At 59.8% G+C, this 23,426-nt stretch carries 24 protein-coding genes and 1 tRNA gene; 12 read left to right on the top strand and 13 right to left on the bottom strand.

From position 1 onward, the window contains the following. The coding region (locus tag GHO42_RS22970; RefSeq protein ID WP_153384190.1) for a heme-binding protein at positions 1-344 on the top strand (344 nt) is incomplete at its 5' end. 27 nt (positions 345-371) lie between these two features. Then, the gene (gene uraH, locus GHO42_RS22965; RefSeq protein WP_095017768.1) at positions 372-782 is read left to right on the top strand and encodes a hydroxyisourate hydrolase; all 411 of its coding nucleotides are present in this window, start codon (positions 372-374) and stop codon (positions 780-782) included. Between the two features lie 105 nt (positions 783-887). Here the strand turns inward: uraH and GHO42_RS22960 are convergent, their stop codons facing one another. The 5 genes from GHO42_RS22960 to GHO42_RS22940 are packed head-to-tail and all read right to left on the bottom strand — an operon-like array spanning position 888 to position 5,058. After that, entirely contained in the window at positions 888-2,096 is a 1,209-nt protein-coding gene (locus tag GHO42_RS22960; RefSeq protein ID WP_138738729.1) for a methyltransferase, read from the bottom strand. Further along, entirely contained in the window at positions 2,077-2,766 is a 690-nt protein-coding gene (locus GHO42_RS22955) for an ABC transporter permease (RefSeq protein ID WP_095000769.1), read from the bottom strand. The genes GHO42_RS22960 and GHO42_RS22955 overlap by 20 nt, the downstream gene beginning before the upstream one ends. Next, the gene (locus GHO42_RS22950) at positions 2,766-3,458 is read right to left on the bottom strand and encodes an ABC transporter permease (RefSeq protein ID WP_095000770.1); all 693 of its coding nucleotides are present in this window, start codon (positions 3,456-3,458) and stop codon (positions 2,766-2,768) included. The genes GHO42_RS22955 and GHO42_RS22950 overlap by 1 nt, the downstream gene beginning before the upstream one ends. 57 nt (positions 3,459-3,515) lie before the next feature. Further along, the gene (locus tag GHO42_RS22945) at positions 3,516-4,271 is read right to left on the bottom strand and encodes an ABC transporter substrate-binding protein (protein ID WP_095000771.1); all 756 of its coding nucleotides are present in this window, start codon (positions 4,269-4,271) and stop codon (positions 3,516-3,518) included. A 13-nt stretch (positions 4,272-4,284) separates the two neighbouring features. After that, positions 4,285-5,058 carry an ABC transporter ATP-binding protein gene (locus GHO42_RS22940; RefSeq protein ID WP_088378475.1) on the bottom strand — a complete coding sequence of 258 codons (774 nt, stop codon included), beginning with the start codon at positions 5,056-5,058 and terminating at the stop codon, positions 4,285-4,287. Between the two features lie 543 nt (positions 5,059-5,601). Here GHO42_RS22940 and gabP point away from each other — a divergent pair. From gabP to gltS, 4 genes are all read left to right on the top strand, one after another. Next, positions 5,602-6,993: a GABA permease gene (gene gabP / locus GHO42_RS22935; protein ID WP_095017765.1), complete on the top strand. Its 1,392-nt coding sequence runs from the start codon at positions 5,602-5,604 to the stop codon at positions 6,991-6,993. 193 nt (positions 6,994-7,186) lie between these two features. Then, positions 7,187-7,912: an IclR family transcriptional regulator gene (locus tag GHO42_RS22930; RefSeq protein ID WP_095000773.1), complete on the top strand. Its 726-nt coding sequence runs from the start codon at positions 7,187-7,189 to the stop codon at positions 7,910-7,912. Positions 7,913-7,932: 20 nt separating this feature from the next. Continuing rightward, complete coding sequence (gene hutG / locus GHO42_RS22925; protein ID WP_095031404.1) at positions 7,933-8,871, top strand: formimidoylglutamase; 939 nt, start codon at positions 7,933-7,935, stop codon at positions 8,869-8,871. Between the two features lie 57 nt (positions 8,872-8,928). Continuing rightward, on the top strand, positions 8,929-10,137 hold the full coding sequence (gene gltS / locus GHO42_RS22920) for a sodium/glutamate symporter (protein WP_095020136.1): 1,209 nt from the start codon (positions 8,929-8,931) through the stop codon (positions 10,135-10,137). A gap of 97 nt (positions 10,138-10,234) precedes the next feature. Here the strand turns inward: gltS and GHO42_RS22915 are convergent, their stop codons facing one another. Both GHO42_RS22915 and GHO42_RS22910 read right to left on the bottom strand, forming a co-directional pair. After that, entirely contained in the window at positions 10,235-12,472 is a 2,238-nt protein-coding gene (locus GHO42_RS22915; RefSeq protein WP_153326930.1) for an ATP-binding protein, read from the bottom strand. After that, on the bottom strand, positions 12,469-13,074 hold the full coding sequence (locus GHO42_RS22910) for a biliverdin-producing heme oxygenase (protein WP_153326928.1): 606 nt from the start codon (positions 13,072-13,074) through the stop codon (positions 12,469-12,471). Before GHO42_RS22910 ends, GHO42_RS22915 begins: the two co-directional genes overlap by 4 nt. A gap of 351 nt (positions 13,075-13,425) precedes the next feature. On the opposite strand from GHO42_RS22910, the gene GHO42_RS22905 reads away from it, so the two are divergent. After that, positions 13,426-13,671, top strand: a complete 246-nt coding sequence (locus tag GHO42_RS22905) for a DUF1272 domain-containing protein (protein ID WP_095000778.1) — start codon at positions 13,426-13,428, stop codon at positions 13,669-13,671. Between the two features lie 2 nt (positions 13,672-13,673). Here GHO42_RS22905 and GHO42_RS22900 read toward each other — a convergent pair whose 3' ends face one another. The 6 genes from GHO42_RS22900 to GHO42_RS22875 all read right to left on the bottom strand — a co-directional run bounded on the left by GHO42_RS22900 (position 13,674) and on the right by GHO42_RS22875 (position 18,984). Further along, positions 13,674-14,570, bottom strand: a complete 897-nt coding sequence (locus GHO42_RS22900) for an alpha/beta fold hydrolase (RefSeq protein WP_153326926.1) — start codon at positions 14,568-14,570, stop codon at positions 13,674-13,676. 59 nt (positions 14,571-14,629) lie between these two features. Then, complete coding sequence (locus GHO42_RS22895) at positions 14,630-15,100, bottom strand: hypothetical protein (RefSeq protein ID WP_095000780.1); 471 nt, start codon at positions 15,098-15,100, stop codon at positions 14,630-14,632. 163 nt (positions 15,101-15,263) lie between these two features. Beyond that, a tRNA-Phe gene (locus GHO42_RS22890) sits at positions 15,264-15,339 on the bottom strand. 104 nt (positions 15,340-15,443) lie between these two features. Next, positions 15,444-15,716, bottom strand: coding sequence for an oxidative damage protection protein (locus GHO42_RS22885; RefSeq protein WP_003438557.1), 273 nt, complete (start codon positions 15,714-15,716; stop codon positions 15,444-15,446). Continuing rightward, the gene (gene mutY, locus GHO42_RS22880) at positions 15,713-16,780 is read right to left on the bottom strand and encodes an A/G-specific adenine glycosylase (protein WP_095000781.1); all 1,068 of its coding nucleotides are present in this window, start codon (positions 16,778-16,780) and stop codon (positions 15,713-15,715) included. Before mutY ends, GHO42_RS22885 begins: the two co-directional genes overlap by 4 nt. After that, complete coding sequence (locus GHO42_RS22875; RefSeq protein WP_095023762.1) at positions 16,777-18,984, bottom strand: AsmA family protein; 2,208 nt, start codon at positions 18,982-18,984, stop codon at positions 16,777-16,779. The genes mutY and GHO42_RS22875 overlap by 4 nt, the downstream gene beginning before the upstream one ends. 291 nt (positions 18,985-19,275) lie before the next feature. Here GHO42_RS22875 and GHO42_RS22870 point away from each other — a divergent pair, with 291 nt between their 5' ends. The 5 genes from GHO42_RS22870 (at position 19,276) to hisA (ending at position 23,417) form a co-directional block, all read left to right on the top strand. After that, positions 19,276-20,937 carry an OFA family MFS transporter gene (locus tag GHO42_RS22870; RefSeq protein ID WP_095023763.1) on the top strand — a complete coding sequence of 554 codons (1,662 nt, stop codon included), beginning with the start codon at positions 19,276-19,278 and terminating at the stop codon, positions 20,935-20,937. Positions 20,938-21,151: 214 nt separating this feature from the next. Next, a complete protein-coding gene (gene hisB, locus GHO42_RS22865) occupies positions 21,152-21,745 on the top strand; it encodes an imidazoleglycerol-phosphate dehydratase HisB (RefSeq protein ID WP_016783108.1) in 594 nt (197 codons plus the stop codon). Then, on the top strand, positions 21,745-22,383 hold the full coding sequence (hisH, locus tag GHO42_RS22860; protein WP_016783109.1) for an imidazole glycerol phosphate synthase subunit HisH: 639 nt from the start codon (positions 21,745-21,747) through the stop codon (positions 22,381-22,383). Before hisB ends, hisH begins: the two co-directional genes overlap by 1 nt. Further along, positions 22,383-22,640: a DUF2164 domain-containing protein gene (locus GHO42_RS22855; RefSeq protein WP_016783110.1), complete on the top strand. Its 258-nt coding sequence runs from the start codon at positions 22,383-22,385 to the stop codon at positions 22,638-22,640. Before hisH ends, GHO42_RS22855 begins: the two co-directional genes overlap by 1 nt. A gap of 39 nt (positions 22,641-22,679) precedes the next feature. Then, positions 22,680-23,417: a 1-(5-phosphoribosyl)-5-[(5-phosphoribosylamino)methylideneamino]imidazole-4-carboxamide isomerase gene (gene hisA, locus GHO42_RS22850; RefSeq protein WP_088378464.1), complete on the top strand. Its 738-nt coding sequence runs from the start codon at positions 22,680-22,682 to the stop codon at positions 23,415-23,417. The last annotated feature ends 9 nt before the right edge of the window (positions 23,418-23,426 follow it).

Here is a 23,426-nt window from a genome sequence, read left to right as displayed (position 1 = left end):
GCACCGGGGCGCTGAGCGTGCTCGACCGGGGTGGCAACGTGCTGATGGCGCAGCGTCCGGAAGGCGTTGGCCCGCACAACCTGCTGGCGAGCCAGCGCAAGGCGTATACCGCGCTGTCGACCAAAACCCCGACCCGCCTGTTTGCCGAGCGTGCACGTAACAACCCCGAGGCCGCCAATCTCAACGCCATTGCCGAGCTGTTGCTGCTGGGCGGCGGTGTGCCGTTGTTCGCCGAAGGTGAACTGGTGGGCGCGCTGGGCGTGGCCGGGGCGGGCGGTGCTGAGCAGGACGAAGCCTGCGCGATCAAGGCTGCCGGGCAAGTTGGCCTGACCATTCAACGTTGATCAGATTTTAACCACTGAGGACTTACCATGAAATCGTTGCGAATCACCCTGGCGGCTTTAAGCCTGAGCGCTGTGTCGAGCCTGGCGCTGGCTGCCGGCAATCCGTTGAGCGTGCATGTGCTGAATCTTGAAAACGGTCTGCCGTCCCCGGGGGTCAATGTGACCCTGGAAAAGCATGTGGGCAAGGATTGGCAGCCGCTGGCGCAAGGCGTGACCAATGAGCAGGGACGTATTGGCGAGTTGTTCCCGGGCAAGCAGGCGTTCGAGGCGGGGGAGTACCGGGTGGTATTCAAGACCGGCGATTATTTCAAGAAGGCAGGGCGTGACACGTTCTTCCCGGAAATCCCGGTGATTTTTGAAGTGAAGAATGTGGATCAGCATTACCACATCCCGTTGTTGCTCAGCCCTTATGGTTTTTCGACATATCGCGGGTCGTAGTCCTGCGAAACCATTTGTGGGAGCGGGCTTGCTCGCGATGAGATCGCTGCGGATTAACTGTCAGACCGCAGCGCCTGAATCGCGAGCAAGCCCGCTCCCACAGGGTTACCCACAGCGCTGCGCAAGCACCATCAAATTGCGCGGCGTCAGCTGGCTGTCGCAGAACTCGCCAACCTGCACTGCATAGCCGTTCTCCTCCAGGTAGAGCGCCCGATCGAGCACCAACCACAGCTCCAGCGGGCGGCGAAACAGCCCGCGCACCAATTCCAGGTTGCGCACCTGCGCCAACCTCTCCCAGCCTGCGGCTTCCAGCGCCGGCCAGTCTTCTTCGCCACTTGTGGATAAGTTCTTCAGCGCCGCCAAGTCCGAGCAGTACTCGGCAAACGGCTTGTTCAGCCAACTGCTGGGCAGCGAGGGTGTGGATAAGTACTCATCACACTGACGGCGCTGGCGCTGCCACAGATCAAAACCCAAGCGCCGTGCCATCGACTGGTCACGCTGAAGGCGCACGCGGGTGCCGGCGGTCACGGTTTCGCTCATGGGCAGGCTCAGGTCCTCCAGTGACAGTTGCAGGGAAGATGCCTTGGCGGCTGTGGATAACGCTTGATAGTGCGACCCGCCGATGCGGTTGTAGCAGCAGGGGGATACGGCAAGTTGTGCACAACCCGCCGCGCTGGCCAGTTGCAGCAGGCGCACATGCAAATCGCCGCAGGCGTGCAGCGCCACGGGTGTCATTTGGGGTGTGAGCTGCCGGGCTGCTGCTTCAGCGAGCACATCTTGCTGAACATGACGGGCCGCCAGTTGATGACGCTGGCTCAGGTGTTGGCCGGATTCGATCAATGCCGGATCATATTCCAGGCACGTCAGTTGTTGCCCGGCACTTAACAGCCGGCGCCCCAAATGCCCCTTGCCCGCACACCAGTCCAGCCAGTGGGTTGGCGCTTGTGCAAAGGTCAGGCTCTGGGCGAAGGCCTCGATCTGTTGCCATTTGCGCCCGGGTACATCCACTTGTAAGCGCGGGTTTACGGGCGCAAGGGCTTGGGCCGCTAGTCGTGGCACTGCGCTCAGGGCAAGGGAAGTCGCCGCCAGTTCAGGGAACGGCGCAGGGGCGGGCAGGTGTTGGGGGTGGTTGTGGCTGGCTTCGGCGTCTTGCAGCGAACGCTGGCGCAACCACTGCGCCAGTTTCGGGTTTTGCGCTTCCCACGGCACGTTCAACTGAGTGAAGGGCCGTGGGCGCCAGAGGTGCTGGTGGTTTTGCAGAAACCCGTCCAGCGCCTCGAAGCGGGCAAGCAGGTCAGCGCCCTTGGCAGGCATCGACGCGCAACCAGCGCTCCAGCAGTTTGAAGCCCTGGATCAGCACAAACGACATGACCAGGTAAATTGCCCCGGCAGCCAGGAACATGTCCACGGTCTGGTAGTTGCGGGCAATGATGGTGCGGGTCATGCCAGTCAGTTCCAGCAGGGTCACGGTACTCGCCAGCGAGCTGGCTTTGAGCATCAGGATCACTTCGTTGCTGTAGGCCGGCAGACCGATGCGTGCAGCGCGTGGCAGGACGATATGCACCAGGGTCTTGAAACGCGACATGCCCAGGGCCCGCGCTGCCTCGATTTCACCTGGCGGGATGGCCTGGATCGCGCCGCGCAGGATCTCGGCAATGTAGGCAGCGGTGTGCAGGGTCATGGTGATGATCGCGCACCAGAACGGGCTGCGCAGGTACGGCCACAACGCGCTATCACGCACCACATCGAACTGCGCCAGGCCGTAATAGACCAGAAACAGCTGGATCAGCAACGGCGTGCCGCGGAAGAAAAAGATGTAGGCGTAGGGCAGTGAGCGCACATACCAGAGCTTGGATGAGCGGGCGATGCCCAACGGGATGGCCACGATCAGACCGGCGATCACCGAGATGGCGGTCAGCTCCAGGGTCAGGGTCGCACCCTGCATCAGCTTGGGCAGCCACTTGAGGATTACTTCCCACTCCATTACGTCCTCCTCACGAAGCCGCGCGCTGCGCGTTTTTCAAGCACGTGCATGGTGCCCATGGCCAGTACGGTAAGGCCCAGGTACATCACGGCTGCCACCATGTAGAAGGTGAACGGGTGTTTGGCGAAGGTCACGGCGTTTTGCGCCTGACGCATGATTTCTTCAAGGCCGATGACCGACACCAGCGCGGTGTCCTTCATCAGGATCATGAACAGGTTACCCAGGCCGGGCAGGGCAATACGCCACATTTGCGGCAGCACCAGCTTGGTGAAAATCCGCGGTTTGGACAAGCCCAGTGCCATGCCCGCTTCGCGGTGGCCCTTGGGAATGGCCAGGATGGCACCGCGGAACACTTCGGTGGCATAGGCACCAAAGCACAGGCCCAGCGCGAGTACACCTGCCGCAAAGGCGCTGAGGGTGAGGTCGGGCATGCCGATGTATTCGCCGATGGTGCGCACCAGGTTCACGCTGCCAAAGTAGATCAGCAACACCCAGAGCAGTTCGGGCACGCCGCGAACCAGGGTCGAATAGGCGCCGCCCAACCATCTAAGCGGTTTGAAGGGGGAGGTCTTGGCCAAGGCACCGAGCAATCCGAGCACCAGGCCCAGACACAGCGCGGTAAGTGCCAGTTTGACGGTCATCAGCGCGCCAGCGGCAAGCGCCGGGCCGAATCCGTATAAATCGATAGTCATGGGGTAGGCAGGCTTTGCTAGGGACCGGCGCGCCTACAGGCGCACCGGTCAGGCAGGTCAGTAGATGCTGAACGGGAAGTACTTGTCGTTGATCTTCTTGTACGTGCCGTCTTCAACGATTTGCTTGAGGGCCAGGTTCAGCTTGGCACGCAGTTCGTTGTCGCCTTTGCGCAGGGCGATGCCGACCTTGTCGTCTTCGTTGACCGGTTCACCCTTGAACTCGTATGCCTGGCCAGCCGGGCTTTTCAGCCAGTCGTAGTTGGCGTACTTGTCAGCCAGCAGCGCGTCTACACGGCCCGAAGTCAGGTCGAGGTAGGCGTTTTCCTGAGTGTCGTACAGGGAGATGGTGGCGTCGGTACCCAGGTTGTCATCCAGCCAGGTCGCAGCCTGGGTTGAACGCTGAGTGCCCAGGGCCTTGCCCTTGAGGGACGCGAGGTCGGTTTTGAAGTCGACTTTTTTCGGCGCGATGAACTGCTGCTTGTTGGAGTAGTACGGGTCGGTGAAGTCCACCGCCTGCTTGCGTTCGTCAGTGATCGACAGCGACGACACGATGAAATCGTACTTTTTGGCGTTCAGTGCCGGGATGATGCCGTCCCAGTCGGAGGTGACGATTTCACACTCGGCTTTCATCTTGGCGCACAGGGCCATGGCGATATCCGGGTCGAAGCCCACGACTTCACCACTGGCGTTCTTGTTGTTGAACGGTGGGTAAGCGCCCTCAATGCCGACTTTGTACTTGTCTGCAGCCAAGGCGTTGGCGCTGAAAACCAGTGTGGCGGCAGCGGCCATGAGAAGCTTTTTATAGTTCTGCATTCGTGTTGCTCCGTTAGCGGTTGCTGGACATGAATTGTTTACAGCGCGCCGAAACCGGGTTGTCGAACACCTGTTCTGGCGACCCTTGCTCTTCGATCAGGCCCTGGTGCAAAAACACTACTTCGGTGGACACCTGACGGGCAAAGCCCATTTCGTGGGTGACCAACAGCATAGTGCGACCTTCTTCGGCGAGTGCGCGGATCACACTAAGTACTTCTTGAACCATTTCCGGGTCAAGTGCCGATGTCGGTTCATCGAACAGAATCACTTTGGGCTGCATGGCCAGGGTGCGGGCAATCGCTGCGCGTTGCTGCTGGCCACCGGACAATTCGGACGGATAGGCATGGCGTTTTTCGGCAATGCCGACTTTGGCCAGCAATGCTTCGGCCACTTCGATGGCCTCGGCCTTGCTTTGCCCCAGTACGCGACGTGGCGCCTCGATAATGTTGTCGAGGATGGTCATGTGCGGCCACAGGTTAAAGTTTTGAAACACAAAACCCAGTTCGCTGCGCATGCGGTTGATCTGCTTGCCGTCGGCCGCGATCAGTTCGCCATTTTTGGCTTTCTTGAGTTTGAGCTCTTCCCCGGCGACCACGATCTGGCCTTCGTGGGGGTTTTCCAGAAGGTTGATGCAGCGCAGCAGAGTGGACTTGCCGGAACCGGAAGAACCCAGGATCGAGATCACGTCGCCGTCGCGTGCGGTCAGCGAGATACCCTTGAGTACCTCAAGCTCGCCGTAGCGTTTGTGCAAGTTGCGGATTTCAAGCGCGGGCGTGGCCAAAGCCATGTGCGTTCCTCTTTGTGTTCGGGTGCGATCCTGCTGTTGGGCGGCCTTCCTGGCGCAGGCCAAGCTAGCATAGGGTTGCAGAGGCAACCAGCCGCCCTGAAGACACAAAAGGCGCGAGGGTGGCAGTTTGTCGCATCGCTACAGCAGAGTGTCGCGCCGACAACAACCGACCCTGTAATTCGCCGTTCGGCCAGACAGGTGTCGCTTAAAAAAGGTCGCGATGTTGCCAGCTTTGGCCCGGTGTTGGAAGCGCGAACCTACTAAAGGTTAAAGATGTGCACTGCTTTTGGGCCATATGGGGTGTTTTGGGTATTTTTGGTGCGTCGAGACCCTTGTAGCTGAGTGTTTCGGTAACGACTTGGCGAAATGCCATTGCGCTCAATGGCTTGCAATGTCTGTTGCAAATCGTTGCAGCCCGCGGAAACCGTGCATATGTCACATTCTGGCTCAGTTATTGCGTCAAGGATTCTAAACGCCCCGTTGGTTACTTTTTACGAAAGTCAACGCGGGTGCTCGGAATGGCTTCAATGAAAGGTAGTCCCAATGAGCAATACGCAATCCTCTAGCGGCCTGGAACAAGGGCTCAAACCACGGCATGTGACCATGCTGTCGATTGCCGGTGTTATCGGCGCCGGTTTGTTTGTCGGTTCCGGACACGCGATTGCCCAAGCGGGCCCTGCCGTGTTGCTGGCTTATGCCGCAGCAGGCACCTTGGTCGTGCTGGTGATGCGCATGCTGGCCGAAATGGCCGTTGCCTCACCTGATACCGGTTCGTTCTCCACTTACGCCGACCGTGCCATCGGGCATTGGGCTGGTTTTACCATTGGCTGGCTGTACTGGTGGTTCTGGGTCCTGGTGATCCCGCTGGAAGCTGTCGCCGCAGGTACCATCCTGCATGCCTGGTTCCCGGGTACGGCGATCTGGGTGTTTACCCTGGTCATCACCCTGTTGCTGACCGCCACCAACCTGTTCAGCGTCAAGAACTACGGTGAGTTCGAGTTCTGGTTTGCGCTGGTCAAGGTGCTGGCGATTATTGGCTTTATCATTTTGGGTCTGCTGGCCATCTTCGGCTATCTGCCTACCAGTCAGGTCAGCGGTGTCGCGCATCTGTCCGATACCATCGGCTTTATGCCCAATGGCATGGGCGCTGTTCTGGCTGCCATGCTGACCACCATGTTCTCGTTCATGGGCACTGAAATTGTCACCATCGCGGCGGCGGAATCCAAAGATCCGAGCAAGCAGATCACCAAGGCCACCAATTCGGTGATCTGGCGTATTGGCCTGTTCTATCTGGTATCGATTTTCATCGTTGTGGCCCTGGTGCCGTGGAACGACCCGAGCCTGGCGCAGTTGGGTTCCTACCAGACCGTACTTGATCGCATGGGCATCCCGAATGCCAAGCTGATCGTTGATATCGTGGTACTGATCGCCGTAACCAGCTGCCTGAACTCGGCGCTCTACACCTCTTCGCGCATGCTCTACTCCCTGAGCAAACGTGGTGATGCACCGGCTGCGGCCAAGCGCACCAATGCTGCGGGCACGCCTTACTGGGCGGTGATGATGTCCACGGGTGCAGCTTTTGTAGCGGTATTTGCCAACTATGTGGCGCCGGCTGCCGTGTTCGAGTTCCTGCTGGCCAGCTCTGGCGCGATCGCGCTGCTGGTGTATCTGGTGATTGCCGTGTCGCAACTGCGCATGCGCCAGAAGCGTACGGCCCTGGGCGAGAACATCTCGTTCAAGATGTGGCTGTTCCCGGGCCTGACCTATGCGGTAATCGTCTTTATCGTGGCTATTCTGACGGTCATGCTGTTCCAGGAAGCGCATCGCGTTGAAATCATGGCGACCGGTATGCTGAGCATTCTGGTGGTGGTGGCAGGCCTGCTGGTGGCACGCCGTCGTCGCATTGAGAAGTTGGGGGCACCGGTACTCAACTGAGGCCAGGACGGTTCTCGCGGTTGAATACCCAGAAAAGCCGTCATCCTTCGGGATGGCGGTTTTTTTGTGCCTGTAAGGGGGGCAATTTGCGACCGCTGATCACTATCTGGCGGTTTTTTCCCATTCAGTGGGAATCGAATTTCAGCTAATGGGAAACACCGTGCACCATGCAGGCAAGAGCATGGGGCCGATAATGAACTACAACACGCCAACTGATCGCTTGCTGCAAATCCTCGTCAGCCTGGGGCAATCCGCCGAGGCGATCTCCGCCAAGGCGCTTTCCGAGCAACTGGGGCAACCGCTGAGCAGCACCTATCGCCACCTCAACACCCTGTTGCGTTGGGGCCTGGCCGAAGAGAACGGCCAGGGCCGCTATCTGCCAGGGCCAGCCTGTTTGCAGCTGGCGAAAAAATTTGACCGCGAAGCGGTTCTGGTAACGCTGGCCAAACCTGAACTCAAGCGTCTGGCCGAGCAAAGCCAGGAGAGCGTGGCCTTGATGGTGCCGAGCAACGGTCAGGCGATTTGCATTGAGCTGGTCGACAGCCCGCAGCCGCTGCGCTGCTGTTACCAGAAGGGGCTGGCCCAGCCGCTGCTGGTCGGCGCTTCTGCGCGGGTGCTGCTGGCGTATATGGATGAAGCGCACAGTGTGTCGGCGCTTCTGGCGCAAGGCGTCGAGCCTGAAGAAGTTGCCACCTATCAGCGCAGCTTTGCCCAAATCCGTGCTGCCGGTTATGCCGTGAGTGTGAGTGAGATCGACGACGGTATCTGGGGCATCAGCGCGCCGTTGCTCGACAGCCGCAATCGCCTGCAAGGCGCCATCAGCCTTATGGCCCCGGCTACCAGGGCACACACCCGCAGTGAACGCCTGATCCGCTGGACCCAGGACGTTGCCCTGCGCCTGAGCGCCCGGCTCGACTGAACTTGACTGGAGTTTCAAACATGACGGTTGTACCCGACATGTCCTTGTGGACAGGCCGTATTGATGCCGCTGAAGGGCAGGGCGCGTTGCGCTGGCATCAATGGGTCAAGCCTGTGGCCGATGGCCTGCCAGCGGGGGCTGCATTGATTGGTTTGGCCAGCGATGAAGGGGTCAGGCGCAATCAGGGCCGTACCGGTGCCCGCAAGGGGCCGGTGGCCTTGCGCAAGGCCTTGGCCAATCTGGCATGGCACGGTCACGCGCCGCTGTACGACGCCGGTGATGTGAGCTGCGCGGGCGATGATCTGGAGGGCGCGCAGCAAGGCTATGGCCAACAGGTCAGCCATTTGCTCGACCAGGGGCATTTACCGCTGGGCCTGGGTGGCGGGCACGAAATCGCCTTTGCCAGTTTCAGTGGTCTGGTTGATCACTTGCGCCGCAAGCACCCGCAGCCACGCATTGGCATTCTCAATTTCGATGCGCATTTCGATTTGCGCCACGCCGAACAAAGCAGCTCAGGCACACCCTTCCGGCAGATTGCCGAGGCTTGCCAGCGTTTCGATATGCCGTTCACCTATTGCTGCCTGGGTATCAGCCAGTTGAACAATACCCAGGCCCTGTTTGAACAGGCCGGGCGCCTGAATGTGCGTTACCGCCTCGACCGGCAAATAAACAGCTGGGACATCCCCGCCTGCGAAGCGTTGATCGATGATTTTCTGCAAGACGTCGATCACCTCTACATGACCCTTTGCCTCGATGTCCTGCCCGCCAGCCAGGCCCCCGGCGTCAGTGCGCCGTCTGCCCATGGGGTGGACATGCAGATCGTCGAGCACCTGGTACGCCACGCCAAAGCCAGCGGCAAATTGCGCATGGCCGACATCGCCGAGCTCAACCCGAGCCTGGACATCGACAACCGAACCGCCCGCATTGGCGCGCGTCTGCTCGCCAGCCTGATTGATTAAGTTTTGCGCAAATCCCTGAAACCGCTTGTTGAATCATAAGAAAAAGAGAAATTCGCCATGCTGACATTCGAACTGGATGCGCTGAGCACCCTTGCTCTCGCGTTGCTCCTGCTGGGCCTGGGTGCCCAACTGAAAAAGCGCAGCTACTGGCTGCGTCAATTGTGTGTTCCTGCACCGGTCATCGGTGGTTTTGGGTTTGCCTTGGTGATCTGGTTATTACGGGATCAGCAACTGCTCAACCTGAGCCTCGACACCAGCCTGCAAACCCCGCTGATGGTGGCGTTCTTCACCACCGTGGGTTTGGGTGGCAGCCTGGGGTTGTTGCGCAAGGGCGGCAAGCTGCTGTTTATCTACCTGGGCGCGTGCTGGGGCCTGGCGCTGGTGCAAAACGTGGTGGGAGTGAGTGTGGCCAAGCTGCTGGGCATCGACCCGCTGCTGGGGATCATGGCCGGGGCGGTGTCACTGGAGGGCGGCTTTGGTGCGGCGGCAGCCTTTGGGCCGATTGCTGAAAACCTGGGGGCGGTCGGGGCTACGACTGCCGCGCTCGCCGCTGCAACCTTTGGCATGGTGGCCGGCGGTTTGCTCGGCAGCCCGCTGGCGCGCTGGTTGATCGAGCGCAACAAACTGGTGGTCAAGGCCGAAGCCGCGGGCAGTCTCAAGGCGTTCGAAGACGTGGTCCACACCCCTGTGGCCGCGCTGGATGCCGCAACCCTGCTGCGTTTGCTGACCTGCATTGTGGTGATTATGGTGCTGGGGTTCTGGCTGGGCTCCAGCTTGCAGCAGCAACTGGGTATCGTCTTGCCGAGCTATGTGGGGGCCATGTTCGTCGCGATCATCCTGCGCAACCTCAATGACCGGGCCCAACTGATCGAGGTGCCCGACCATGCCGTCAGCACTATCGGTGATGTGTGCCTGGGCATGTTCCTGACCATGGCCATGATGAGCTTGAAGTTCTGGGAGCTGGAGAAGCTCGGCTTGCCGTTGCTGGTGATTCTGGTGGTGCAGGTGGTGATCATGATCCTGCTGTGCGTGTTCGTCCTGTTCCGCCTGTTTGGCCGCAACTACGACGCCGCGGTCTTGTGCGCTGGTTTCATGGGGCACGGGCTGGGCGCGACGCCCAATGCCGTGGCCAATATGGGGGCCATCTGCGATCACTACAAAGTCTTCTCGTACAAGGCCTTTATCATCGTGCCGCTGTGTGGGGCGGTGCTGATCGATATCGTGGCGATCCCGATGATCACCTGGTTTATCAACGCCTTCAGCTGACGGGTTGAATGTAAAACGGCCGCTCTCCCGTCAAGGAGGCGGCCGTTTTTATGCATCATTCAGGTGTGATAGCTGCAGGGCATTGTGCTGTTAACCATCAGACCATTCTTGGGACCGTGAAGCGAAACTCGCTGCCTTCTCCCGGTGTACTTTCGGCCAGTAGCTGGCCGCCATGGGCCTTGATGATGCCCTGGGAAATGTACAGCCCCAGGCCCGTGCCCAGCGCGTTGCCTTCTTTAGCCGTCCAGTAGCGGTCGAAGATATGTGGCAGCTGCTCGGGGGCTATGCCCTTGCCCGAATCTCGCACGCTGAACACGATATCGTCCCCGTTGGACATGGCTGCTACGCCGATCTTGCCCTGTGCGGGGGTGAACTTGATCGCATTGCCGATCAGGTTGGAAAGCACCTGGAACAGGCGTTCGGGGTCGGCGCTGATTTTCAGGTCGGGCTCGGCGTGGAAAGTCAGTTCCACGGCCTTGTCCAGCGCCAGCGGCGCGAGCAACGACAGTGCCTCTTCAAAAATCTGGCTGACTTCCAGTGGCTGCGGGCTGATGGTGTAGCGACCGGCTTCGATTTTCGAGGTGTCGAGCAAATCGTCGAGCAGCACGTTCATGCGGCTGCTGGCCTGCTGCATGGTGTCGATGGCCGAGGTGATGCGTCGCGATGTGTGCGGGCCGTCGCTACTGAAGGCCTTTTGCATCATGCCGCAGAGCATCGAGATGATGGTCATGGGGTTGCGCAGGTCGTGGGAGACCACCGCCACCAGCTCGTCGCGTGCGCGCACGGCCTGTTGCTCGCGCAGCACCTGGCGCGACAGGTCGTTTTCCAGGGCCGAGCGGCGCAGGTCATTGGCAGCAAACAGATCGCCGTGGCTCCATTTGCTGGAGATGCCGTCCATCTCGACTTTCCAGATTTCGAACGAGGTGCGCGGGCTCAGGCGCAGGCCGTTGCTGCCGGCTTCCAGGTTCAGCGGTTTATTGGGATCGCCGCTCCACTGGATGCTTTCTTTGACTTCGCGGCGAAACCACAGCACGGCGTTGTCCACGGGCTTGGGCAGGGTCATGGCCAGCAGGCCGCTGGCGATGTCCTTGTACTGTGCTGCCGGGGCGTGCAGGGTGCTGAGGTTGTGGCTGGAGAAGACTGGCTGGCCGCTGTCCTTGAACCATTGGTACAGCGCGCGAGTGTCTTCCGGGGAGGGGCACTGACCATAACGGTGCAGCACCTTGTCTTCCAGAATCGCCACACCGCTGGCGCCAGTCAGATCCATCAAGGCTTCGGGCATTTGTGCCAGGCCTTCAAACACGGCTGCGGTGCTTTGCACCATGGCGGCGTTGAGGCGCACCAGGGCATCCATCTTGGCTTCGCGCTGACGGCTGATTTCCAGGGTTTGCAGGGCGCTGATCTGCAGGGACAGCACCTGACCGATGGTCTGGCAGGCCATGCGCAGTTCATGGGGGACATGCAGCGTCTGGCGATGCCCGCAACTGATGAGTCCCCACAGGCGCTCGCCATCCATCAGCGAGATGCTCATGGACGACAGCACGCCCATGTTCTTCATGTACTGGCAGTGAATCGGAGACACGCTGCGCAATACGGCCCCGCTCAGATCCAGTGCCTCGCCGGTGTCCGGGCGCAATGTGGGAATCAGCGGTACGGGTTGGTAATCGGCGTTCGGAATAATGCGCAGCCAGTGGGTGCGGTACAGCTCGCGGGCTTGTTCAGGGATGTCGGAGGCAGGGAAAAACATGCCGTTGAACAATTCCAACGCTGGCGAGGAGGCTTCCGCGATGACCTGGCCGTGGCCTTCATCCTGAAAACGGTAGATCAGAACCCGGTCGTAGCCCGTCAGTGCCTGGATCTCGCGCACGCAGATTTCATACAGTGCGGTGAGGGTCTTGGCCCCTTGCAGGCGTTGCAGCATACGGCTCAGGTTGCGCACCTTGCCCATGGTGCTGTGAATTTCTGAGTCATCGGGTTTGAGTTCCAGCTCCAGAACCAGAATGCCCTGGTCACGGTGCAGCAGGCCTTCGTATTCACGCCCCAGCAGGTTCAGGGCCAAAGGCGGAGCATCGGCCAGGGTGGTGTAGACGGCGGCCTGCTGCACTGCGTTGGCGGCTTCGGAGCCGCTGAGGGCGGCCAGTGGCAGGCCCAGCAGTGATTCGGCACTGACGCCGAACAGGGTCAGCACATTGGCACTGACCTGCTGGATCTGCAGCCCCGGCTCCGTCAGTGTCACGAGCAGGCCGTGGGGCTGGATCGCCCCGGGAAAGCGAATGGGTTCATCAGCACAATTGGCCAGCAAGCGTTCAAAGGCTTGAGGGTCCTGTGGGGTCATAATAAAACCTCCTGACGTTCGAGCCAGTGCTCGAAACAGCTAAATGTTGAGCTGGCAGCCTGTACGGCCTGGTCTCGCGCTTGGGCGTCCAGGGGCACGCTGCCCAGAAACTCCAGGAATGCCTTCCATTGCCGCCCGGTGGCCTCGCCGTACACGTAAAGGAAAGCGCAGCCGTTGTGTCCCTCCAGGCCCAGTCGTTGCGACATCTGCTTGCGCAGCACGTTGCCGCCCAGAGTGGCGCCTTCCAGCACATACAACACACCCAGTACGCAGGCGGGGCTGTGCAATGCCGGAAGGGTTTCGCACAGTGCAAGCGACTGGATGCTGACCCCCAGGGCCTGCAGATCCCGACGCAGCGCGGGTGTTTTGAGTCGTGCCTGCAGGTCGAAACCGTGGGTCATCCAGGGGCTGTGTTGCAGTCGCTCCTCCAGCTCGTGATAGAAGCCGTAGTAAGCGCTCAACAGGCGCGTGTAGCCTTCAAGGTCGAGTGTATTGCTGAAGAACGGCAGGCGTTTTTCAAGGGCTACATGGCGTGTATGAGTGCCAGCGCGTAGCTCGTGCAGAACGGGCGATACCGCTGATAAAGGTTGGTCTTCTGACATGCCTTGTAAGACGGCTCTCTGTGTGGCGCGTGAATTAGGCGCTCATAACTGTAGGAGGCCATGGTAATAAAAAAGTGCAATTATTTTGCTACAAAACCGGGCAGAACAGTGGTTGTTTGAGTGCGCACAGGCTCGACTTCTCTCCGTAGCAGGATGCTTATTGGGTAGGCTCAATTCGTGACGCGCTGCGTCACAGCTTCGAAGGTTTGCAATGGCGAGGATGTGTATCGCAGGTTGGATACATTTAGGCCATTCCCGAATTCCGCTCTCTTGGCTTAGATCGGGGTTGGTTTTTCGTGGGAAGCGTCTTAAATGTAAAGATGAAAATTACCGGTTCAATGTGAGGTGCTTATGCTCGAATTACGCCCCAATTGCGAATGCTGTGATTGCGATTTGCCGCCAGATTCAGCACAAGCGCGGATTTGCTCATTCGAGTGCACCTTTTGTGCGACATGTACGGAGCAGCATCTAGGTGGTCTTTGCCCCAATTGCGGGGGCGAGCTGTTGGTCCGGCCGCGTAGACCGGTGAGCAAGTTGGCGAGCAATCCGCCGTCCAGTGAGCGGGTGTACAAACCTGAAGGCTGTGCTGCGCGTTGATTTTAAAGCCCCTCACCCTGGCTCTCTCCCGAGGGAGAGGGTGCTTTTACAGAGACTGTCTGCCCCGGGACATCCCCGTTCAATTCCCCGCGTTGCAACCACTGCAAGGCAATCGGCCATAGGCTGTCCTGAAAGCGACTATGGAAAAACGCGAAATGACCTATGGCTGTTTCGCCAATGTCTTGCGGCTGGATACGCAGATGCGTACGCGAGCTGGCACTGAAGTAGTTCAGCAGGCGTTCGATGGCCGCGACAGTACCGAAAGGATCGTCAGTGAAGCTGATGGCGAGGGTTTTGGCCGTAACCGAGCAAAAGGGCAGGGCAGTGAAGCTTCGGGCGCTGGGGAGTTTTTCGTAGCGGGTACTGAAGGCGCCCCAGTCCTTGACCACCCCCGCCGGGGTATCTTCGAGCCAGCCCAGGCGCTTGCCGGGGAAGTAGCCGCACATGCGGGTCAGCAACGGCATGACCCCGTGCCATTTGGCGAGCATCTGCCAGCGCTGTGCGGGTGCGTAGTCACGCCAGTGGGCATATTGCGCGCCGACTGTGACCAAATGGCGAATCGCCGGCCCGGAAGCCGCCAGGCCCGCCGCACAACCGCCAAAGCTATGGCCCACCACATCGATCGGCTGGCCGGGGTACTCGCGCTGTGCGCGCTTGAGCACCGCTTCTGCGTCCAGCGTGCCCCAGTCCGACCAGGAGGCCGTAAAACCGCGCAACGATCCGCTGCGTGAGGCGCCGATGCCGCGGTAGTCGAACAGCATCACGTCCATGCCCTGGCGGAACAGGTATTGGGCAAACCGCGAGTAATACTGGCAACGCACCGAGGTGGCGGCGTTGATGATGATCACTGCTCGCGTGCTGTCCGGTATGCGCTGGCGCCATTCGAAACCGCCCAGCAGGTAACCGTCAGCAGCAGGCTCGGTGAACGCCCGGCTGACAGGTTCGGGCAGGGCTGCTGTCAGTGTGCGCTCCGGGCGTTGCGTTCTGTCAGCAGACGCGAAGCTTCGACGTAGGCTTTCTGGAATGCCGGGGTTTCGATCCAGGCCACGGCGCTGTCTTCGTCATCGCCATGTACGGCAATGCGGTATTCGATCAGCAAGCCCATCAGAAAATCGGTGGCCGGCTCTTCCTCTTCTTCCGAGATCACCAGTTCCAGTACCGGGTACTGCAGGAATACCGCACACAGGGTTTGCAGGTTGATGGCTTCGGCGGCTTTCATGGCCTGGAACAGGTCATCGTAGTCAGCGGGGTCAAAACCGTTGTCGAGGATGTCCTGGAAGTTGAAGGTGCTGAGGTCGATTTTCACGTCATCGAACGGGTTGTCGATCAGGGCGCCAGCCGAGGCTTTGGCCGGTTTGCCCACGCGATTCTGCTTGGCCTTGGTTTTGGCCCGCTGCGCGTTTTTTTGCTGCTTTTTTGGCGATGACATGAAGGTGTGTCCTTTGCAGGCTGATGAGAGGATTGAACCCCATCTCTTTGCAATCGCCAAGAGAGGTGGCGCCGCCGGGTATAAATAACGGCCAAAAAAAAACCCGCACTAGGCGGGTTTTCTTTGTTTTGGCGTGGTGTGAACACCACATCAAAACTGAATGTGGTGCCCAGAGACGGAATCGAACCGCCGACACGGGGATTTTCAATCCCCTGCTCTACCGACTGAGCTATCTGGGCAACGGGGCGCATTAGAAGCCTTTTTCGATAACCCGTCAAACACTTTTTTGAAAAATATTTAATTATTACCGTCGCTTACGGATCAAAGCCTTTAAAACCGGGGTTTATTCGGTTGGCGGAACGTAGCCTTCGGCTTGTGCGTATTCCTCGCCGCTGAAGAACTTGTCCATTTCGCCCTGCAAATATTTACGGTCTTCGGCGTTCATCATGTTCAAGCGCTTTTCGTTGATGAGCAGGGTCTGGTGTTTTTGCCAGTCAGCCCAGGCTTTGGCCGAAACGTGGTCAAAAATGTCCTGGCCTTTGGCGCCCGGAAACGGAGCGCGCTCAAGGGCAGGCAGTTCTTCTTTGTACTTGCGGCAAATGATGGTGCGGGTCATGACGTCTCTCCAGCGTTCAATAGGTCGGCTGCGCGTTTGAGCAGCTTCTTGACCGGGGCGGCAAGGCCCAGGCGCGGCGGGGTGGCGAGGTTATACCAGAGCCAGTCGGCCTCGGCCACGTGATGACCGGACTCCTTGACGTGGATCAGCCAGGGTTCGATGGCCAGTTGGAAATGGCTAAAGGTATGGGTCAGGCCGGTCAGTTCGTGTTGCGCGCCCAGGGCCAGCGAGTGTTGCAGCGCCAGATGCTCGATGTCCTGCAGGTCATCGAGCTCGGGCAGGCTCCACAGGCCGCCCCACAAGCCGGTCGACGGACGGCGGTAAAGCAGGATTTCGCCCCCGGCATTGGCCAGCATTGGCATCAGCGTGCGCTTTTGCGGGATGACCTTGCGCGGTTTGGGGATCGGGTAGCGGGTTTCCAGGCCCAGCAAGTGCGCTTCACAGCCGCTTTCAAGCGGGCACAACAGGCAGCTGGGCTTGCTGCGGGTGCAGAGCGTGGCGCCCATGTCCATCATCGCCTGGGTGTAGGCGTTGACGCGGTCGTGGGGGGTGAAGCGCTCGGCAGTGGCCCACAGCTGTTTGGCCACCTTGGGCTCGCCGGGGTAGCCCTCTTGCGCCGTGTAGCGCGCCAGTACCCGCTTGACGTTGCCGTCCAGAATCGGCGCCCGCAGACCCATGCTCAGGCTGGCAATCGCACCGGCTGTGGATAAACCGATACCGGGTAACTCGACCAGTTTTTCCACATCCCGCGGAAATTGGCCGTCATATTCGGCGACAACGATTTTGGCGGTCTTTTGCAGGTTGCGCGCACGGGTGTAGTAGCCCAGGCCGGTCCACAGGTGCAGTACTTCGTCTTCCGGTGCAGCGGCCAGGGCCTCGACCGTCGGCAGTGAAGCCATAAAACGGTCGAAGTAGTTCAGCACGGTACTGACCTGGGTTTGCTGCAGCATGATTTCCGAGACCCATACCCGATACGGGGTGATGCCCTGTTGCCAGGGCAGGTCGTGGCGACCGTGCTGGTCATACCAGTCCAGCACCGCGGTTGAAAACTGCTCATCTCTCATCGGTTGAACAGCCCTTTGAGCGCGTTCTTGAGCTCGGGGCTGACCTTGTCGCCGAGTTTCTCTTCAAGTTTGTCGGTGAGCTTGTTGCCCGCCACTTTGGCGGCAACCTTGCCCAGCCCTTCCTTGTCCAGACGGCAGGCCTTGGCCCCCAGCTCCAGCGGGCCACGGCAGCGTAATGGCAGCTCGATGCCGACAAAGTTCTTGCCGACCTGGCAGGCCGGGTCGGGCATGGCGCGGGTGTCGCCTTCGATGATGATGCCGATGCGGTAATCCATGCCCAGTACGCGCAGGTCGATGTCGCCATCGCCTTTGACGCTCAGGCCGGGGATGCGCACGATCATGTCCGGGTTGCTGGCCACGCCGTTGCGGAACACCAGGGTGCCCTTGAGCTCCTTGAATGGCGTGTCTTTGCCCAGGGGCGCGCCGCTCAGGGTTTTGCGGTTGAGTACCGAAATACCCTTGCACAGCTGTTGCTCAAGGTTGGCGTTGAGCAGCACACCATCGTTAAGCATAAAGCTGGCGGTGCCGTTGAGGCTGGAAATCAGCTCGCTCTGGCTGTTGCCGCTGCCAGTGACGTTGCTGTTGAGGGTCAGCAGACCGGTCACCGGTGGTTTTTGCCCCTGGCTTTGCAGGATTTTATCCACCGGCACATTGGTAATACGGGTCTGCAGTTTAACCACCGGTAGCATGGGTTGTACGTCCAGGCTGCCATTGGCGGCAAAGCTGCCTTTGTAAAGGTTGCCGCTGAGGTTTTCCAGGGTCAGGACACCGGCTTTGCTGTTGGCCTTGAGCACCGCGTTTTGTATCGGCAGTTTGCTCAGGGTCAGTTGGCCAAAACTGATATCAGCATTCAGGTCGAGCGCCTTGAGGCGGGTGACCGGAATGATCCTGGCGGTGCTCCAGCCGCTTTTGGTCGGAGCCTCCGGCAGCGGCGTGTCGCCCGATGCGGCCAGGGCGCCGGCTTCGCTGCTCTGTACTTCAGCCTTGCGCGCAACGCTGGCGCTGCTGGCTTCGGCCGACTTGGGCGGCATGTAGCGATCAGCGTCGAATGTGTCGCCTTTGAGCTGAATACGTACGGCTTGTTTGGCGAAATCGTCAATGGCCACGAGGCCGGTGAAGGTGCTGTCGTCGACTTTCAGGTTCAGCTCGTCAAAGGTCACGCTGCTGGGCGTGCCCGAAAGGCGACTGACCAGTTCGACCTTGCTCAGGCTGTTCGGCGCCATGGCAGGTAGCGGGTGGCCGATGCTGTCGAGGAACCGGGCCAGATCAAGCTGGGCAATCGACAGGCCGCCACTGATTTGCGGAGTGGTATCGAGGCTGTTGGCCTTGAACTCACCCAGGGCGCGCAACTGGTTGGCTGAAATCTTCAGGCTGCTCCATTCGGCGACGTTCGCAGCCAGATCAACCAGAATTTGCCCCTGTGCGGCGAACGTCATGGTCTTGCCCTGCAGCGGCTCACCGGAGGCTTCGCCGGTGACCTTCATGTCTTCAAACTGATAGCGCTTGAGTACACGGTCAAAGCGCAACTTGCCGTCAACTTCGGTCTTGACCCGCATCACCGGCTGGTTGGTGCCCAGGAAGGCGGTCAGCTTGACCGGGATACTGGTAGCCTCGTGAACCGGGCCGGTGCTCAGCTGGATGCTTTCGGCGCTGAACTGCTTGCCGCTTTGCTCGTCGTTATATTCAACCCGGGCGTTGTTCACGGTCAGGCTGTCGATATCGAGCTTGAGGGGCTGGCCGGCGCTTTCAGGCTTGTTGCTCGCAGCGGGCTCGGTGCCGGTGGTTGGCGCGGCGGCGGTGGCTGGCTTGCCGATGTCCTGCCAATTGCCGTGGCCGTCCTTGTCGCGGGTCAGGCGCAGGTTCAGGCCTTCGACACGCACGTCGCTCATCTGCACTTCTTTGCGCAGCAGCGGCAGTACGCGCACGGACAGACCGAGCATCTGAAGATCGGCGAAAGGCTGGGTCGGCGCTGCGAGAGTGGCAACGCTGGCGTCGTGCAGTTCCAGGCCAAGCCAGGGGAAGAGGCTCCAGCCGATGTCGCCATTGAGGGTCAGCTCAATGTGGGCTTTGTCACGGGCTATCTGGCGGATCTCGTCTTTATAGTCGTTGGGATCGAACAGATGGCTGAGGGCAAAGCCCAGGGCCACGATGATCAGCAACAATCCGAGAAGCACCAGACCCAGGATTTTGCCGAACGCTTTCATGGGCGAGTCCTTGTAAGTCTGTGTGAGAGTAAGTTTTAAATTCAGCCGCAGAGTATAGCGCCACGCGCACGCCGACTGGGGGGTGGATAGTAGCGGATCAGTTGCTTGGCCAAAGACCACATCAGGTTAGGGCCAGGCTGGCGATCAAATGGTAATCTTCGCTTGTTTTTCGGGCCTTCTGCGGCACATTGCCGCGTCTCGATCCAATAAAAACGACTGTGTGCCACAGAGCGCCAAAGTCAGGGAGCGAGCGTGCCGGGGAAATAACTTCATTACCTGGGGGAAACACCTATGAGTATCAGCATTGCTGCGGGCAGTTCTGCTTCGCCGCCTGCGTTCCTGTCCAAGGAGCGCATCATCGCCAAACCCGGCTTCAACCGCTGGCTGGTGCCGCCAGCTGCTCTGGCCATCCATCTGTGCATCGGCATGGCCTATGGCTTTTCGGTGTTCTGGCTGCCGTTGTCCAAAGCCCTGGGCGTGACTGCACCTGTGGCTTGTGCGCCAGACATGAGCTTTATCGCGCAAGTGTTCTCGTCGCAATGCGACTGGCCGATTTCGATGCTCGGCTGGATCTACACCCTGTTCTTTATCTTCCTCGGTTGCTCGGCCGCGGTATGGGGCGGCTGGCTTGAGCATGCCGGGCCACGCAAGGCCGGTGTGGTGTCGGCCTTGTGCTGGTGCGGCGGTTTGCTGATTTCTGCATTGGGTATTTATACCCATCAGATCTGGCTGATGTGGCTGGGTTCTGGGGTTATCGGCGGTATCGGCCTGGGGCTGGGTTATATCTCGCCGGTGTCGACACTGATCAAGTGGTTCCCGGACAAGCGCGGCATGGCTACGGGCATGGCGATCATGGGCTTTGGTGGCGGGGCAATGGTGGGCGCACCGTTGGCTGCCGCATTGATGAACCATTTTGCCGGGCCGGACGGTGTGGGCGTGTGGCAGAGCTTTGTGGCCATGGCGGCGATTTACTTTGTGTTCATGATCGGCGGCGCGTTGTCTTATCGCGTACCACCGACCGGCTGGAAGCCTGAGGGCTGGAAGGCGCCGGCAAAAAAAGCGGCCAACGCGATGATCACCCAGCGCCATGTACACGTAAGTGTGGCGTGGAAAACTCCGCAATTTGCGCTGGTATGGCTGGTTCTATGCCTTAACGTATCGGCCGGTATCGGCATTTTGGGCATGGCCTCGCCATTGCTGCAGGAAGTCTTCGCGGGCAAGTTGCTGGGCAATGATCTGACCTTCAGCCAGCTGGATGCAGCGCAGCTGGCGCAGATCGCCGCGATTGCAGCAGGGTTCACCGGTTTGCTGAGTCTGTTCAATATTGGCGGGCGGTTTTTCTGGGCATCGTTCTCGGATTACCTGGGCCGCAAAAACACCTACTTTGTGTTCTTCGCCCTGGGTTTTGCGCTGTACGCGATGATTCCGAACCTGGGCCATCTGGGCAACGTATCGCTGTTCGTGGCGGCGTTCTGCATCATTCTGTCGATGTACGGCGGCGGGTTTGCCACAGTGCCAGCGTATCTGGCCGATCTGTTCGGTACGCAGATGGTCGGCGCGATCCACGGTCGCCTGCTGACCGCCTGGGCGGCTGCGGGCGTGCTGGGGCCGGTGCTGGTCAACTACCTGCGCGAGTATCAGTTGAGCATCGGGGTGGAGCGTGCGGCGGCGTATGACATCACCTTGTACATCCTCGCCGGTCTGCTGGTGTTGGGATTTATCTGCAACCTGCTGGTACGCCCGGTGGCCGACAAATACTTCATGACCGACGCCGAGCTGGCCGCCGAGCAGGCACTGGGGCACGACAAGGGCGCGGACGCCAGTACGTCGCTGGAGTGGAAAGCCGCACCGGGCAGTCAGCCATTGGTGATTGCAGCCTGGCTGGCCGTGGGCATCCCCTTGTTGTGGGGCGTGTGGGTAACGGTGCAGAAGACGGCGGTGTTGTTTCACTGATTGATGTGTTGAGTCAGCGCTGACGCCATCGCGAGCAAGCCCGCTCCCACAGACGGATTGCGTCTCTGTGGGAGCGGGCTTGCTCGCGATTCAGGCGGCGCGGCCTGTGCGTCAACGCGCATTACGTCAGCCACCGCACCCTTAATGTTTCTGTTTGCCTGACCCGTGCCTATAATGGCCACCTTTTTCGCCCAATGATTTTGCGGAGCTGGTGATGGCCGAACGTAAGGCGTCAGTCGAGCGCGATACTCTGGAAACCCAGATTAAAGCCTCGATCAACTTGGATGGTACCGGTAAGGCCCGATTCGATATCGGTGTTCCTTTTCTTGAGCACATGCTCGACCAGATCGCCCGACATGGGTTGATCGACCTGGACATCGAGTGCAAAGGCGACCTGCATATCGACGATCACCATACCGTCGAGGATGTCGGCATTACCCTGGGTAAAGCCTTCAGCGAAGCAGTCGGCGATAAAAAAGGCATGACCCGCTACGGTCACGCTTACGTCCCGCTGGACGAAGCGCTGTCCCGTGTGGTCATTGACTTTTCCGGTCGTCCTGGTCTGCAAATGCATGTTCCCTACACCCGCGCCACCGTCGGCGGCTTCGATGTTGACCTGTTTCAGGAGTTCTTCCAGGGCTTCGTGAACCACGCCAATGTCAGCCTGCACATCGACAACCTGCGCGGCACCAACACCCACCACCAGATCGAAACCGTGTTCAAGGCTTTCGGCCGCGCGCTGCGCATGGCCGTTGCACTGGATGAGCGGATGGCCGGGCAAATGCCTTCTACCAAGGGCGTGCTCTGATGCAGACAGTGGCGGTAATCGATTACGGCATGGGTAACCTGCACTCGGTGGCCAAGGCGCTGGAGCACGTTGGCGCCGGTCGGGTGCTGATTACCAGCGATGCCAGCGTGATTCGCGAAGCCGACCGCGTAGTGTTCCCGGGTGTGGGTGCGATCCGCGATTGCATGGCCGAAATCCGTCGCCTGGGTTTTGACTCGCTGGTGCGTGAAGTCAGTCAGGATCGTCCGTTTCTCGGTATTTGTGTCGGCATGCAAGCCTTGCTCGACAGTAGCGAAGAGAACGGCGGTGTTGATTGCATCGGCCTGTTCCCGGGCGCCGTGAAGTTCTTCGGCAAGGACCTGCACGAAGACGGCGAGCATCTCAAGGTGCCGCACATGGGCTGGAACGAAGTGCAGCAAAAAGTCGATCACCCGCTGTGGCACGGCATCCCCGACCTGGCGCGTTTCTACTTTGTACACAGCTACTACATTGCGGCGGGCAATCCTCGCCAGGTAGTCGGTGGCGGGCATTACGGTGTTGATTTCGCCGCAGCGCTGGCCGAGGGCTCGCGCTTCGCGGTGCAGTTCCACCCGGAAAAAAGCCATACCCACGGCTTGCAGCTGCTGGAAAACTTTGCGGCCTGGGATGGCCGCTGGTAATGGCGCCGCGCAAAAAGCCGCCGATTCTCACGCTCACCCCTGAGCAAGAGAGCGAAGCCAACAGCAAGATCAAACGCTTTATGGAAGACCGCTTCGAACTGGACCTGGGTTCGTTCGAGGCGGCTGAAATCCTTGAGCTGTTCACCCGCGAAATCGCCCCGCATTACTACAATCGGGCGATTTTCGATGTGCAGGCGCACCTCAAAGAGAGGTTCGAGAGCATCGAAAGCGACCTGTGGGCGCTCGAGAAGAACTGATTTCCGAGTCTCAGACTCCCGAATTTGAAGGTTTGCCACATGCTGATTATTCCCGCTATCGATCTTAAAGACGGTGCCTGTGTACGTCTGCGCCAGGGCCGCATGGAAGACTCCACGGTATTTTCCGATGACCCGGTGAGCATGGCTGCCAAATGGGTAGAGGGCGGTTGCCGCCGTCTGCACCTGGTCGACCTCAACGGCGCCTTTGAAGGCCAGCCGGTCAACGGCGAAGTGGTCACTGCCATTGCCAAGCTGTACCCGCACCTGCCGATCCAGATCGGTGGCGGGATTCGCTCCCTGGAAACCATCGAGCATTACGTCAAAGCGGGCGTGAGCTATGTGATCCTGGGCACCAAGGCAGTGAAAAACCCTGAGTTCGTAGCCGAGGCCTGCCGCGCGTTCCCGGGCAAGATCATTGTCGGCATGGATGCAAAAGACGGCTTTGTGGCCACTGACGGCTGGGCTGAAGTGAGCACCGTGCAGGTCATCGATCTGGCCAAACGATTTGAAGCAGACGGCGTGTCGGCCATCGTTTATACCGACATTGCCAAGGACGGCATGATGCAGGGCTGCAACGTGAGCTACACCGCCGCATTGGCCGCTGCCACCAGCATTCCGGTGATCGCTTCGGGCGGCATCCACAACCTGGGTGACATCAAGGCCCTGATGGACGCCAAGGCGCCGGGCATCGTGGGCGCCATTACCGGTCGCGCCATCTATGAAGGCACACTGGATGTGGCCGAGGCGCAAGCCTTCTGCGACAGCTACAAGGCCTGAGGAGAGACC

The organism is Pseudomonas sp. FSL R10-0056 (genome assembly GCF_009600105.1).
Classification (GTDB): Bacteria; Pseudomonadota; Gammaproteobacteria; order Pseudomonadales; family Pseudomonadaceae; genus Aquipseudomonas; species Aquipseudomonas bubulae.
Note: the sequence above shows the minus strand (reverse complement) of the source record. Positions and strands in the feature narration are given on the sequence as shown.

What these genes read in the sequence shown, in the direction of transcription:
- GHO42_RS22885 (WP_003438557.1), bottom strand. Translation starts at nt 15,716, where the DNA reads ATGACCCGCACCATCATTTGCCGCAAGTACAAAGAAGAACTGCCTGCC.
- GHO42_RS22960 (WP_138738729.1), bottom strand. Translation starts at nt 2,096, where the DNA reads ATGCCTGCCAAGGGCGCTGACCTGCTTGCCCGCTTCGAGGCGCTGGAC.
- mutY (WP_095000781.1), bottom strand. Translation starts at nt 16,780, where the DNA reads ATGAGAGATGAGCAGTTTTCAACCGCGGTGCTGGACTGGTATGACCAG.
- gabP (WP_095017765.1), top strand. Translation starts at nt 5,602, where the DNA reads ATGAGCAATACGCAATCCTCTAGCGGCCTGGAACAAGGGCTCAAACCA.
- hutG (WP_095031404.1), top strand. Translation starts at nt 7,933, where the DNA reads ATGACGGTTGTACCCGACATGTCCTTGTGGACAGGCCGTATTGATGCC.
- GHO42_RS22910 (WP_153326928.1), bottom strand. Translation starts at nt 13,074, where the DNA reads ATGTCAGAAGACCAACCTTTATCAGCGGTATCGCCCGTTCTGCACGAG.
- GHO42_RS22915 (WP_153326930.1), bottom strand. Translation starts at nt 12,472, where the DNA reads ATGACCCCACAGGACCCTCAAGCCTTTGAACGCTTGCTGGCCAATTGT.
- hisH (WP_016783109.1), top strand. Translation starts at nt 21,745, where the DNA reads ATGCAGACAGTGGCGGTAATCGATTACGGCATGGGTAACCTGCACTCG.
- GHO42_RS22950 (WP_095000770.1), bottom strand. Translation starts at nt 3,458, where the DNA reads ATGACTATCGATTTATACGGATTCGGCCCGGCGCTTGCCGCTGGCGCG.
- GHO42_RS22895 (WP_095000780.1), bottom strand. Translation starts at nt 15,100, where the DNA reads ATGTCATCGCCAAAAAAGCAGCAAAAAAACGCGCAGCGGGCCAAAACC.
- GHO42_RS22945 (WP_095000771.1), bottom strand. Translation starts at nt 4,271, where the DNA reads ATGCAGAACTATAAAAAGCTTCTCATGGCCGCTGCCGCCACACTGGTT.
- GHO42_RS22905 (WP_095000778.1), top strand. Translation starts at nt 13,426, where the DNA reads ATGCTCGAATTACGCCCCAATTGCGAATGCTGTGATTGCGATTTGCCG.
- gltS (WP_095020136.1), top strand. Translation starts at nt 8,929, where the DNA reads ATGCTGACATTCGAACTGGATGCGCTGAGCACCCTTGCTCTCGCGTTG.
- GHO42_RS22875 (WP_095023762.1), bottom strand. Translation starts at nt 18,984, where the DNA reads ATGAAAGCGTTCGGCAAAATCCTGGGTCTGGTGCTTCTCGGATTGTTG.
- GHO42_RS22940 (WP_088378475.1), bottom strand. Translation starts at nt 5,058, where the DNA reads ATGGCTTTGGCCACGCCCGCGCTTGAAATCCGCAACTTGCACAAACGC.
- GHO42_RS22870 (WP_095023763.1), top strand. Translation starts at nt 19,276, where the DNA reads ATGAGTATCAGCATTGCTGCGGGCAGTTCTGCTTCGCCGCCTGCGTTC.
- hisA (WP_088378464.1), top strand. Translation starts at nt 22,680, where the DNA reads ATGCTGATTATTCCCGCTATCGATCTTAAAGACGGTGCCTGTGTACGT.
- hisB (WP_016783108.1), top strand. Translation starts at nt 21,152, where the DNA reads ATGGCCGAACGTAAGGCGTCAGTCGAGCGCGATACTCTGGAAACCCAG.
- GHO42_RS22955 (WP_095000769.1), bottom strand. Translation starts at nt 2,766, where the DNA reads ATGGAGTGGGAAGTAATCCTCAAGTGGCTGCCCAAGCTGATGCAGGGT.
- GHO42_RS22930 (WP_095000773.1), top strand. Translation starts at nt 7,187, where the DNA reads ATGAACTACAACACGCCAACTGATCGCTTGCTGCAAATCCTCGTCAGC.
- GHO42_RS22855 (WP_016783110.1), top strand. Translation starts at nt 22,383, where the DNA reads ATGGCGCCGCGCAAAAAGCCGCCGATTCTCACGCTCACCCCTGAGCAA.
- uraH (WP_095017768.1), top strand. Translation starts at nt 372, where the DNA reads ATGAAATCGTTGCGAATCACCCTGGCGGCTTTAAGCCTGAGCGCTGTG.